The organism is Sporosarcina sp. P33 (assembly GCF_002077155.1).
Classification (GTDB): domain Bacteria; phylum Bacillota; class Bacilli; order Bacillales_A; family Planococcaceae; genus Sporosarcina.
The window spans coordinates 2,878,707-2,892,023 of record NZ_CP015027.1; the positions used below are offsets into that span (position 1 = coordinate 2,878,707).

Genomic DNA, 13,317 nt, shown 5'->3' on the forward strand with positions numbered 1-13,317 from the left:
TTTCTGCACGTCTGCCCTCCGGTCTCTTCTGACCGGAGGGTTTTTTTATGAATAAAAGATGGAATCGAAAGGGGATTCATTGATATGGCTGAAAAAGCAGCAATACTGGATGAGCAAGCTATCGGACGGGCCGTCACACGTATTGCACATGAGATTATTGAAAAGAACAGAGGCATCGATCAGTGTATTTTGGTCGGCATTAAAACAAGAGGTGCAATATTGGCTAAACGGCTGTCAGACAAAATCGAACAAATTGAAGGCAAACCCATTAAAACGGGCGAGCTTGACATCACATTGTACCGGGACGATCTTCAATTAAAGCATCAGCAGGGAGAAGCATTTGTACAGCAAGTGAATATCGAACATGACGTGGCGAATCAGAAAGTCATCCTTGTAGATGATGTCCTCTACACAGGCAGAACCGTACGGGCAGCATTGGATGCCATCATGGATCTCGGCAGACCTTCTTCCATTCAGCTGGCAGTTCTTGTCGACAGGGGGCACCGTGAACTGCCGATTCGGCCGGATTTTGTAGGAAAGAACATTCCGACTTCAAGCGATGAACGGGTTGTTGTCAGCATGATGGAAACAGACGACCGCGACGGCGTGGCAATTCATACACGCACACTATAAGCAGCTGGGGGAAACAGACAGATGAACGGTAAAGTATTAGATGTACATGAAAAACCTCAGCCGGGGCGCTGGGTGATATTAAGTTTACAGCATATGTTCGCTATGTTCGGCGCAACAATATTAGTTCCGCAGCTGGTAGGCCTAAGCCCCGCAATCGCGCTTTTAACAAGCGGAATAGCAACAATCATATTCATTCTCGTTACGAAGTTCCAAGTTCCTGCGTATCTCGGCTCTTCATTCGCCTTTATCGTCCCGATCCAGATGGCGACGCAGACGGGCGGCATCGGCAGTGCGATGATCGGAAGCATGTTCGTAGCCCTTGTGTATGCACTTGTCTCGCTGCTGATTTATAAGACCGGATATAAATGGATTATGAAATTACTGCCGCCGATTGTAGTCGGACCGGTCATCATGGTCATCGGATTGGCACTTGCACCGACTGCGGTCAATATGGCAAGCATGATTACGGTCGGTGAAGAAGAAATATACAGCGGATTGCATTTTTCCGCTGCTCTTGTCACACTCGGGTCAGCAGTGTTCTGCCTGATGTTCTTTAAAGGGATTATCAGCCTGATGCCGGTTCTGATAGGCATTATCGTTGGCTACATCTACTCCGCCTTCGTAGGAATCCTCGATTTCACAAAGGTGGCAGAAGCGGAATGGTTTGCTGTACCGGAGATGCTGATTCCGGGAATTGATTACGAGTTTGCCGTCACACCGACATTGCTCATTATTATGGTGCCAATAGCGATCGTCACCATTTCTGAACATATAGGGCATCAGTTAGTACTGGGGAAAGTGGTGGAACGAAATTATATTGAAAACCCAGGATTGCACAGATCACTGCTTGGTGATGGTTTGGGCACACTGATCAGCGGAATGGTCGGAGGACCGCCAAAAACTACCTATGGAGAAAACATCGGTGTCCTCGCGATTACAAAAGTATACAGTGTGTACGTCATTTTAGGAGCAGCAGTATTCGCCATTATGTTTTCTTTCGTAGGGAAAGTCATGGCGCTCATTGCAACGATTCCTGCAGCAGTACTGGGCGGAATCTCCATCCTGTTATTCGGAATCATCGCATCATCGGGAATTCGTATGCTGATTGACCATAAAATTGATTTTGATAACCAGCGGAATCTGGTGATCGCATCCATCATTTTAGTCATCGGCATTGGCGGCGCAACAATTAACATCAGCCCTACGTTCCAAGTTGGCGGGATGGCGCTTGCGGCAATCGTCGGCGTCTTGCTGAATCTGGTGCTGCCGGGTAAAACAAACGACACATTAATGGATGAGGAAGAATAAAAAACAGATGGAATACAGCAGTACCAATAGCAGTGCCTGCACTTCGTGAAGGGGGAACATCCGATGGAACATTTAGTTTCTATGAAAGACCTGACAGTTGAAGAAATTATGCTCATACTTGACCGGGCAGCAATTTTCAAGCGGCTGGGCTTCCGTGAATTACCGGGTACTTACACCGTAAGTAACTTGTTTTTTGAACCGAGCACCAGAACGAAAACTAGCTTTGAAATGGCGGAACGAAAAGTAGGCGCGCAAATCATCCCGTTTGAAACGAGTTTTTCCAGCACTCTAAAAGGGGAAACTTTATATGATACGATTAGAACATTGGAAGCAATTGGGTTGGATGCACTTGTGATCCGTCATCCTTCCGATGGCTTCTATGAAGAATTAATCGAACGGACAAACGTGGCCATCATCAATGCAGGCGACGGATCAGGTCAGCACCCTACGCAGTCTCTGCTGGACCTGTTCACCATACAGGAAGAATTTGGCGGATTTGAAGGGTTGAAGGTTCTGATTGCGGGAGATATTGCCCACAGCCGGGTAGCCCGTTCAAATGCAGAAGCTTTGCGAAAACTTGGTGCAGAAGTCACCTTCCTTTGCCCGCCTGAATGGGCAGGAGAATTTGACAGTGTGGATAATTGGGACGAGGTTATTGAAACGAGCGATGTAGTCATGCTTCTGCGCGTACAGCACGAGCGTCACAATACAGAAATGGCGTATACGAAAGCTGCCTATCACGAGCAATACGGTCTGACCGTAGAGCGTGCAGCCAAGATGAAAAAAGGCGCAATCATTATGCACCCTGCTCCGGTAAACCGGGACGTGGAAATAGCAGATTGTTTAATAGAAAGTCCGCAATCACGTATTTTTAAACAGGTAGAAAACGGCGTCTATATTCGGGCGGCTGTTCTAGAACTTATTTTGAAGGGACGGAAGTAATATGAACACGTTAATTCAACAAGTGCAAATGGTCAATGAAGAAGGCGGAATGGTCGAAACGGATATCCGGATCCAAGACGGAAAAATTGCAGAAATCGGCAGCGGGCTGGCAACAGACGGCTGTGAAGTGATTGAAGGTAAAGGGCTTCTCGTATCACCTGGCTTCATCGATGTGCACGTACACTTACGCGAGCCGGGCGGCGAACATAAAGAAACAATCGAAACAGGTACATATGCAGCAGCAAAAGGCGGTTATACGACAATCTGTGCAATGCCCAACACACGCCCTGTACCCGATACAAAAGAAAATCTTGAAAAGATAAATACATTAATTGAAAACAATGCAAAAATCCGCGTGCTTCCTTATGCCTCTATTACGATTAGAGAAGCGGGAAAAGAACGCACAAATCTTTCTGAATTAAAAGAACATGGCGCCTTTGCTTTTACAGATGACGGAGTAGGGGTACAGGAGGCCGGCATGATGTATGAAGCAATGCAGGATGCTGCCGCAATCGATATGCCGATTGTTGCGCACTGTGAGGATAATACATTAATCTACGGCGGCGCCATGCACGAAGGAAAGCGCAATAAAGAGCTGGGCTTGCCGGGAATTCCTTCTATTGCGGAATCCGTACATATCGCACGGGATATTCTGCTTGCGGAAGCAGCTGGCGCACATTACCACGTATGCCACGTCAGTACAAAGGAGTCTGTGCGCACAATCCGGGATGCAAAAAAAGCAGGTATTCGTGTGACAGGGGAAGTCAGCCCGCACCACTTATTGCTGACAGAAGATGATGTGCCCGGTGACGACGCAGATTGGAAGATGAATCCGCCGCTTCGTTCCGTCGAAGACCGTGACGCACTGCGTGAAGGATTAATGGATGGCACACTGGATTGTATCGCGACAGATCATGCACCGCATACAGCGGATGAAAAGGCAGTCGGGATCGCAAAAGCACCATTCGGTATTACAGGGTTTGAAACAGCATTCCCGCTGCTATATACAAACTTCGTCAAGCCTGGACATTGGACGCTGAAGCAATTGCTGGACTGGATGACAGTCAAGCCGGCAGAAGTTTTCAACTTGCCATACGGAAGACTTGAAGTGGGTGCTGAAGCGGATCTGGTATTGATTGATTTGGAAAAACAGCAGAAAATCGACCGTACGACATTTGTTTCAAAAGGGAAGAACACACCATTTGACGGCGTGGAGTGCGCGGGATGGCCTGCAATGACAATTTTCGGTGGAAACATCGTGTGGAAGGATGGTCAATGATGAAAAAAAGATACTTAGTATTAGAAGACGGCTCTATTTTTGAAGGTAAGGCATTTGGGGCAGACAATGCTTCAGTGGGAGAGGCAGTATTTGCCACTGGAATGACAGGCTATCAAGAAACAATCTCCAACCCATCAGGATGCGGACAAATACTTGTCATGACATATCCGTTAATCGGTAACTACGGTATTAACCGGGATGACTATGAATCCATCGATCTTGCTATCAACGGTCTGGTTGTCAGAGAACTGGCGGATGAGCCTTCCAACTTCCGCAGCGGCATGACACTCGGAGACTTGCTTACGTTAAAAGGTATTCCGGGTATTCAGGAAATTGATACGCGCAAACTGACACGTCTGCTGCGTGAGAAAGGCGCACTGCGGGGGAAACTGACTGCCGCAGGAGAAGACATCGATACAGATGCAACAGTTGCAGAGCTTCAGCAATACGAACTGCCAAAAGATTTGGTGGCAAAAGTATCCACGAAGCGTCCGTACCCGAGCCCGGGCTTGGGCAAACGCGTTGTAGCTATTGACTACGGCATCAAACACGGTATTTTACGCGAGTTAAATAAAAAGGACTGCGACGTAATTGTCGTGCCTTACGATACATCAGCAAAACAAATTCAGGCATTATTCCCGGATGGAATTCTTCTGTCGAATGGCCCCGGCAACCCTGAAGATGTTGAAGGCGCAGTAGAAACTATTAAAGAATTGCTTGGCAAAAAACCGATCTTCGGCATCGGACTTGGCCACCAATTGCTCGCGCTTGCCTGCGGTGCCAAAACTGCAAAAATGACAAACAGCCATATCGGCGGCAATTACCCGGTAAAAGACCTGAACACAAACCGTACAGACCTGACATCTCAGAGCCATGGTTATGAAGTGCTGGAAGACTCTTTAGAAGGCACTGGCCTTGAAGTAACACATAGAGCCCTGAATGATAATTGCGTAGAAGGTCTTCGCAGCGAACAGCTGGAAGCATTCTCTGTACAATTCCATCCTGAAGCATCACCGGGACCTCAGGATTCCAGCTATCTGTTTGAACGTTTCATTCAATTAATGACTGCAAGCAACCGAAAGGAGAATACTAATGCCTAAACGTACTGATATTAAATCCATTCTTGTTATTGGTTCCGGCCCGATTGTTATTGGCCAAGCAGCAGAATTTGACTATGCAGGCACACAAGCATGTCTGTCACTGAAAGAAGAGGGGTACCGTGTCATTCTGATCAACTCTAACCCTGCCACTATCATGACAGATACGGAAATTGCCGACAAAGTTTATATTGAACCCATCACACTGGAATTCGTCAGCCGCATCATCCGTAAAGAGCGTCCCGATGCATTGCTCGCTACACTTGGCGGACAAACTGGACTGAACATGGCAATTGAACTGCATGAATCAGGCATTCTTGATGAACTGGGAATTGAGATCCTTGGCACGAAGCTGGATGCCATTCATAAAGCAGAAGACCGCGACTTATTCCGTACATTGATGAATGAAATGGGAGAACCTGTTCCAGAAAGTGAAATCATCCATAATCTGGATGAGGCGTATGCGTTCGTCAATGAAATTGGCTATCCTGTCATCGTACGTCCTGCCTTCACATTAGGCGGAACCGGCGGAGGAATCTGCTACAACGATGAAGACTTGGAAGAAATCGTTGCGAGCGGGTTAAAATACAGCCCGGTTACACAATGTCTATTGGAAAAATCCATCGCGGGCTTCAAGGAAATTGAATATGAAGTAATGCGTGACTCAGCAGATAATGCAATTGTCGTATGTAATATGGAGAACGTCGATGCTGTGGGGATCCACACTGGTGATTCTATCGTAACGGCACCATGCCAGACGTTAACAGACCGTGAAAATCAGATGCTGCGCAATGTTTCATTGAATATTATTCGCAAACTGAAAATTGAAGGCGGCTGTAACGTACAGCTGGCGCTTGACCCGGACAGTTTTGATTATTACATCATTGAAGTGAATCCGCGTGTCAGCCGTTCGTCTGCTCTGGCATCCAAAGCGACGGGTTATCCAATCGCAAAACTTGCGGCAAAAATTGCTGTCGGTTTGACGCTTGATGAAATGATGAATCCTGTAACAGGCAATACATATGCCTGCTTTGAGCCGACACTTGACTATGTAGTAACGAAAATCCCGCGCTGGCCTTTCGATAAATTTGAATCGGCTAAGCGTAACCTTGGCACACAAATGAAGGCAACAGGCGAAGTCATGGCAATGGGCCGTACATTTGAAGAATCCATTATGAAAGCAGTCCGTTCATTGGAAACAGGTCAGTTTGATCTGTCACTTCCAGGGGGCGGTGAGATGTCAGATGAATGGATTGAAAAGCGTATCCGTAAAGCGGGGGACGAGCGTCTGTTCTTTATCGGCGAAGCATTGCGACGCGGTGTAACTATCGAAACATTGCACGAATGGAGCGCAATTGATTTATTCTTCCTGCGTAAATTCGACAATATCATTCGTTATGAAGAAACGCTGAAAGATCACCCATATGATTCGGCTGTTGCATACAAAGCAAAACGCCTCGGATTTGCAGATGTGACGATTGCGAAACTATGGAACACAACAGAACGTGAAGTATACAGCTGGAGAAAAGAACAGGAAATGACTCCTGTCTATAAAAAAGTCGATACATGTGCAGGGGAGTATGAGTCAGACACACCTTACTTCTACGGCACTTATGAAGAAGAAAATGAATCTATAAAAACAGATAAGAAGAGTGTGGTTGTATTAGGCTCAGGCCCGATCCGCATCGGTCAGGGCGTAGAGTTCGACTATGCCACAGTGCACTGTGTATGGGCAATCCAGGAAGCGGGATATGAAGCGATTATTGTAAACAACAATCCGGAAACCGTTTCAACGGACTTCTCCATCTCTGACAAGCTTTATTTTGAGCCGCTGACAATTGAAGATGTTATGCACATCATTGATCTCGAGCAGCCTGAAGGTGTTATTGTACAATTCGGCGGCCAGACTGCCATCAACTTGGCGGATGAACTGGAAGCACGCGGCGTAACGATTCTTGGAACTTCATTGGATGATATTGACCGTGCAGAAAACCGCGACAAGTTTGAGCGTGCGCTGCATGAAATCGGCGTACCCCAGCCGCTTGGAAAGACAGCACTGTCTGTCCCTGAAGCAGTTGTCATTGCAACTGAAATCGGGTATCCGGTTCTCGTGCGACCTTCATATGTACTTGGCGGACGCGCGATGGAAATCGTCTACCATGAAGAAGAATTGCTTCACTATATGGAGAACGCGGTAAAAGCGAGCCCTGAACATCCTGTACTGATTGACCGTTACTTGACGGGAACTGAAATCGAAGTGGATGCGATCTGTGACGGTGAAACGGTATTGATCCCGGGCATCATGGAACATATTGAACGCGCGGGTGTTCACTCCGGAGACTCGATTGCTGTGTATCCGCCGCAAAACCTGTCACAGTCGATGATTGAGACAATTACGGATTACACAACACGTTTAGCACTTGGATTAAATATCCGCGGGCTGTTGAATATCCAGTTCGTCATTTCAGAAGGCCAAGTATATGTCATTGAAGTCAATCCGCGTTCGAGCCGTACGGTGCCGTTCTTGAGTAAAATCACGAATATTCCGATGGCAAATGTGGCGACTCAATCTATTCTGGGCAAGTCGATTGCAGAACAAGGCTTTGCAGGAGGTCTGGCAGAAGCGCCGGCCGGAGTCTATGTAAAAGTGCCGGTATTCTCATTCGCCAAGCTTCGCCGTGTAGATATTACACTCGGACCCGAGATGAAATCAACAGGGGAAGTTATGGGGAAAGACAGCACTTTGGAAAAAGCCTTATACAAAGGCCTGGTGGCTGCGGGTATGGAAGTAAAAGAATATGGTACAGTCTTAATGACAGTATCTGACAAAGATAAAGAAGAAATCGTTGAAATAGCAAAGCGCTTCATTGACATCGGCTACCGCATTATGGCAACAGAAGGCACGGCTAAAGCACTTGAAGCCGAAAACATCGAAGTGAAAACCGTCGGTAAAATCGGCACAGAAGGTTTGACGCTGATCGATGTCATTCAAAAAGGACAGGCGCAGTTGGTCATCAATACACTGACTAAAGGGAAACAGCCTGCACGTGATGGTTTCAGAATCCGCCGGGAAACAGTGGAAAATGGCGTTCCTTGCTTAACGTCTATTGATACAGCAGCAGCCATGCTGTCTGTGATTGAATCGATGACGTTCCAGACGGAAGCAATGCCGCAGCCGCAGGTGGTTCAATGATCATCCAGGACTTGATGACCGTCGGATCGCAGCAGGAAATCGCGAAAAATATTTTTGAGATGAAGCTTACAGGCGAGCTGGTCGGAGAAATTACTTCTCCGGGCCAGTTTGTCCATATCCGCGTATCGGATTCATTTGAACCATTACTGAGACGCCCGATTTCAATAGCGGAAATTAATCCGGAACTAAATGAAATGACTATTATCTACCGGGCAGAAGGACGTGGAACTTCACTCCTGTCCGAAAAAAGAGAGGGAGACACGGTCAATGTGCTTGGCCCCCTTGGAAACGGTTTTCCGGTTGAAGAAACTGCAGCAGGGCAAACCGCTGTATTAATCGGCGGCGGAATCGGCGTGCCTCCATTGTATGAGTTGTCCAAACAGCTCACGGCAAAAGGTGTAAACTGCATCCACATTCTCGGCTTCGAGACTGACTCCGTCGTTTTCTATGAAGAAGAATTTGCATCATTGGGTGAAACGCATATCGCAACCGTAGACGGAAGTAACGGAACAAAAGGGTTTGTTACGAATGTGATGAGCGGATTATCTGACGACTTTGAAACATTTTACAGCTGCGGACCTATGCCGATGCTTGATGCAGTACAAAAAGCATATGTCCATAAAAAAGGATTTTTATCATTTGAACAGCGTATGGGCTGCGGTATAGGTGCTTGTTTCGCCTGTGTCTGCCATACGAATGAAAACGCTTCGGATAAAGCGTATGTCAAAGTATGTTCAGATGGTCCAGTATTTCCGGCAGGGGTGGTGCAGATATGAACAGACTGGCGATTACATTGCCGGGACTCGAATTGAAAAATCCAATCATGCCGGCATCCGGCTGTTTCGGTTTCGGTAAAGAGTACGGCAATCTATATGATCTTTCAAAGCTGGGCGCTATCATGATTAAAGCGACGACACAAGAAACACGTTACGGCAATCCGACACCGCGTGTTGCGGAGACGGCAGCCGGCATGCTGAATGCTATCGGGCTTCAAAATCCGGGATTACAAGGCGTGCTGGATAATGAACTTCCGTGGCTGGAGAAATTCGATGTGCCGATCATCGCGAATGTGGCGGGATCTGAAACTGCGGACTATGTGGAAGTGGCGAAAGAACTTTCAAAGGCGCCAAATGTCCATGCGTTAGAACTGAATATCTCCTGCCCAAACGTCAAATGCGGCGGCATTGCATTTGGAACAGATCCGGAAGTAGCGAAGCAATTAACAGCGGCTGTTAAGGCCGTTTCATCCGTCCCCGTATATGTGAAACTGTCGCCGAACGTCACTGATATTCAAGCGATGGCAGTGGCTGTGGAAGCGGGCGGGGCAGACGGTATTACTATGATCAATACATTGGTCGGTATGCGTCTGGACGAGAAGACAGGAAAGCCGGTCATTGCCAACAAAACCGGCGGATTATCCGGGCCAGCTGTGAAACCTGTGGCAATCCGCATGGTCTATGAAGTGAGCCAGGTCGTCAATATTCCGATCATTGGGATGGGCGGCGTCACTTGCGTCCAAGATGTCGTGGACTTTTTATCAGTCGGCGCCAGTGCAGTGGCGGTAGGGACTGCAAACTTCGTAGATCCGTTTGTCTGTCCTGCTATTATTGACCAGTTGCCTGCAAAATTGGATGAACTGGGAATAGACCATATTTCAGAATTGATCGGAAGGAGTCATCGCGTATGAACCGCTCCCCAATTATCGCGCTAGATTTTGATTCAGCTGAAAAAACATTCGACTTTCTGCAAGCATTTGATCACTCGGTCAATGTCAAAGTAGGAATGGAATTATATTATAAAGAAGGCCCCGCCATGATTGCACGATTGAAGGAAGAAGGATATTCCATCTTTCTGGACTTGAAATTGCATGACATTCCAAACACTGTGAAATCTGCGATGAAAGTTTTGGCTTCACTGGAAGTGGATATGGTCAACGTCCACGCGGCGGGAGGCAAGGCAATGATGGAAGCGGCATTAGAAGGCTTGGATGCAGGTACAGCGGCAGGTGCGCAGCGTCCTGCATTGCTTGCTGTTACCCAGCTGACATCTACCGACGAACGTCAGGTGAGGGAAGAGCAATTGATCAGTGTGCCGCTTCGAGAGTCTGTCGAACATTATGCAATGTTGGCTTCATCCGCTCATTTGGACGGGGTTGTCTGCTCGGTGCAAGAAGCAAAAATCATTGAGGAAGTATGCGGCAAGGAGTTTTTCAAAGTAACGCCAGGTATCCGCCTTGCACAAGGCGATGTCCATGATCAGAAGCGCGTGGCGACCCCTGCAAAAGCATGGCAGGAAGGCTCGACGCATATTGTCGTCGGCCGTGCCATCACAGGTGCCGTCAATCCGCTTGAAGCGTATCAAAAAGTTAACACATTGTGGGAGGGAATCACTTCATGAACAGAGAAAAAGAGACAGCACAAATCCTGCTCAATGTAGGTGCAGTAGCGCTGAACCCTGAGGAGCCGTTCACGTGGGCTTCAGGAATCCAATCACCTATCTATTGTGATAACCGCCTGACAATGGCAGATCCTGTAGGACGCAAAGAAATTGCAGAAGGTCTTGCGGCATTGATTCGTGTACACTACCCTGAAGCTACAGTGATCGCAGGTACTGCAACTGCAGGTATTCCGCACGCAGCATGGGTGGCTGATATTTTAAAATTGCCGATGGTTTACATTCGCTCCACTGCAAAAGCGCATGGTAAAAGCCGTCAAATCGAAGGTAAAATCGAGCCGGACGCAAAAGCAGTTATTATTGAAGATTTGATTTCAACCGGCGGCAGCAGCTTGAACGCAGCGAATGCACTTCTTTCAGAAGGCGTAGAAGTGAGCGGCATTGTTTCGATTTTTACATACGAATTGCAAAAAGCGGATGAAAAATTCGCAGAAGCCAACCTTTCGTATCACAGCTTAACGAATTTCGCTGCGCTGGCAGAAGTGGCGAAAGAAGAAGGCGCGATTAAGGAAGAGTCTATGAAAGAATTGATGGACTGGCATACGAAACTTAAAGCAGGCACACTGTAAAAAAAAACGGTTCCCATGACGGGGACCGTTTTTTATTGGATAGAAAGATTAGAAGACCGATTAACTGTTCTCTCTCATTTTTATTTCCGCAGTTTCCGCACTAAATCTTCATCCGGCGTAACAAATACTGTTTTCTGTTCAAAGTAAATGACGAAGCCAGGTTTGGCGCCTGAAGGTTTCTTTACGTGACGGACTGCTGTGTAATCGACAGGTACAGAGGAGGACTCCCTTGCTTTACTGAAGTAAGCGGAAAGTCCCGCAGCTTCTTCAATCGTCTGTGCATCCGGTTCGGCGTCATGTATGACAACGTGGGAGCCGGGGATATCTTTCGTGTGTAGCCATATATGATCCCGGGCTGACAGTTTGAAAGTCAAATAATCATTTTGTTTATTATTTTTTCCGACGGAGATCGGGATGCCGGCAGACGATACGAATGATTCCGGCTTCGGCTTCTTCGCTTTGACTTTCTTTTTGCTTTTTCTTGCACGCATAAATCCGAGCTCCACCAGTTCTTCACGTATTTCTTCTATATCAATGGGGGAAGCTTGGTACACTTGCTGTCTGACCATTTCGAAGTATTCAATATCGTCTTTAGTTTTTTCCAGCTGCTCTGCTATCCGGACGAGAGCTGTTTTAGCTTTTGAATAGCGTGAGAAATAGCGCTGCGCATTATCGATTGGCGATTTTCTCGGATCAAGCGGGATAGTGACAACGGTGCCTTGTTCATAGTAATTGTCCACCGTCACTTCTTTATCACCTTTTTGCAGCATATAACTGTTTGCTGTCAATAGTTCACCGTACAGCTTTAATGTATCAAGATCCTGTGCTGTTTCCTGTTCTTTTTGCAGTTTCTTCATTTTGTTTTCTAGTTTAGCAATTTCATTTGATAACCAGCGTTCCAGGTCGATTGCCTGCGATTTTACCCGTTCCCGTTCCGCGCGGGCAAAGTATACCTTATCAAGCAGGTCGCCCAGTGTGGAAAATGACTGTGCAGTACCTTCTGCGTGTGTAAGTTCCACCGCGGAAAATACGGTCTTTCTGTCATTTTCCACGACAGTCGGTTTCATTGATTCGGCAGAGAAGCTTTGCAGAAACGACTGCCAAATGCTGAATGAGGCTTGATTATCCAAACGGTACAGCAGTTCCGCCGCGGTCAGTGGAGAAAAACCGGCAAATCGGCGCACGATATCTTTTGGCTCTTGCAGTGTGCCTGCAATTTCGCTGAATTCAGTTTCTGTTACTTCAAAAGGATTCAATTTATCTTGCGGCGGTGCCGGAATATAAGGCTGTCCGGGTAATACGGTCCGATAACTGTTTACGGAAGGCGGCAAGTGTTTCATACTGTCGATAATCATATCACGCGATGCATCCAGTAAAATTAAATTACTGTGCCGGCCCATAATCTCGATGACGAGCTTCCGTTCAATCTGATCACCCAGTTCATTTCGTGCCTGGACACTAATAGTTACAATGCGGTCTGTTTCATGCTGTTTGATTGACGTAATCATTCCGCCTTCGAGCTGTTTTCGCAGCACCATGCAAAATAAAGGGGGCTCCTGCGGATTAGTTAATACCTCATCGGTCAGCTGCAGACGCGAAAAAGAAGGGTGCAGCGATACTAATAATTTATGATTTTTATTGTTGGCCCGGATCTGGAATATAATTTCCTGTGAGTTCGGCTGATGAATCTTCGAAATCCGGCCAGTCTTCAGTTGCTGCAGTTCGCTTACTATAGCTTTCGTAAATAAACCATCAAATGCCATACGGATTCCTCTTTCATTTCGTTTTGTTCCATTTTAGCACTCATCGTATGATTATGGTATAATATGAACAGATTGCACA

General features: G+C 47.0%; 11 protein-coding genes. 10 read left to right on the top strand and 1 reads right to left on the bottom strand.

Features of this window, described 5'->3' with window-relative positions; all coding sequences use genetic code 11:
• The first annotated feature begins 84 nt into the window (after positions 1-84).
• From pyrR to pyrE, 10 genes are all read left to right on the top strand, one after another.
• The gene (pyrR, locus tag SporoP33_RS14040; RefSeq protein ID WP_081244303.1) at positions 85-633 is read left to right on the top strand and encodes a bifunctional pyr operon transcriptional regulator/uracil phosphoribosyltransferase PyrR; all 549 of its coding nucleotides are present in this window, start codon (positions 85-87) and stop codon (positions 631-633) included.
• A gap of 21 nt (positions 634-654) precedes the next feature.
• A complete protein-coding gene (locus SporoP33_RS14045) occupies positions 655-1,941 on the top strand; it encodes a uracil-xanthine permease family protein (RefSeq protein WP_081244304.1) in 1,287 nt (428 codons plus the stop codon).
• Between the two features lie 63 nt (positions 1,942-2,004).
• The gene (locus SporoP33_RS14050) at positions 2,005-2,883 is read left to right on the top strand and encodes an aspartate carbamoyltransferase catalytic subunit (protein WP_081244305.1); all 879 of its coding nucleotides are present in this window, start codon (positions 2,005-2,007) and stop codon (positions 2,881-2,883) included.
• A 1-nt stretch (position 2,884) separates the two neighbouring features.
• Entirely contained in the window at positions 2,885-4,162 is a 1,278-nt protein-coding gene (locus SporoP33_RS14055) for a dihydroorotase (protein ID WP_081244306.1), read from the top strand.
• Entirely contained in the window at positions 4,162-5,262 is a 1,101-nt protein-coding gene (locus SporoP33_RS14060; RefSeq protein ID WP_081244307.1) for a carbamoyl phosphate synthase small subunit, read from the top strand. The genes SporoP33_RS14055 and SporoP33_RS14060 overlap by 1 nt, the downstream gene beginning before the upstream one ends.
• Positions 5,255-8,452, top strand: coding sequence for a carbamoyl-phosphate synthase large subunit (carB, locus tag SporoP33_RS14065; RefSeq protein ID WP_081244308.1), 3,198 nt, complete (start codon positions 5,255-5,257; stop codon positions 8,450-8,452). Before SporoP33_RS14060 ends, carB begins: the two co-directional genes overlap by 8 nt.
• The gene (locus SporoP33_RS14070; protein WP_081244309.1) at positions 8,449-9,228 is read left to right on the top strand and encodes a dihydroorotate dehydrogenase electron transfer subunit; all 780 of its coding nucleotides are present in this window, start codon (positions 8,449-8,451) and stop codon (positions 9,226-9,228) included. The genes carB and SporoP33_RS14070 overlap by 4 nt, the downstream gene beginning before the upstream one ends.
• Positions 9,225-10,139, top strand: coding sequence for a dihydroorotate dehydrogenase (locus tag SporoP33_RS14075; RefSeq protein WP_081244310.1), 915 nt, complete (start codon positions 9,225-9,227; stop codon positions 10,137-10,139). Before SporoP33_RS14070 ends, SporoP33_RS14075 begins: the two co-directional genes overlap by 4 nt.
• Positions 10,136-10,849, top strand: a complete 714-nt coding sequence (gene pyrF, locus SporoP33_RS14080; protein WP_081244311.1) for an orotidine-5'-phosphate decarboxylase — start codon at positions 10,136-10,138, stop codon at positions 10,847-10,849. Before SporoP33_RS14075 ends, pyrF begins: the two co-directional genes overlap by 4 nt.
• Complete coding sequence (pyrE, locus tag SporoP33_RS14085) at positions 10,846-11,475, top strand: orotate phosphoribosyltransferase (RefSeq protein WP_081244312.1); 630 nt, start codon at positions 10,846-10,848, stop codon at positions 11,473-11,475. The genes pyrF and pyrE overlap by 4 nt, the downstream gene beginning before the upstream one ends.
• 80 nt (positions 11,476-11,555) lie before the next feature.
• On the opposite strand, the gene SporoP33_RS14090 is transcribed toward pyrE, so the two are convergent.
• A complete protein-coding gene (locus SporoP33_RS14090; protein WP_081244313.1) occupies positions 11,556-13,238 on the bottom strand; it encodes an Rqc2 family fibronectin-binding protein in 1,683 nt (560 codons plus the stop codon).
• Positions 13,239-13,317: the final 79 nt, after the last annotated feature.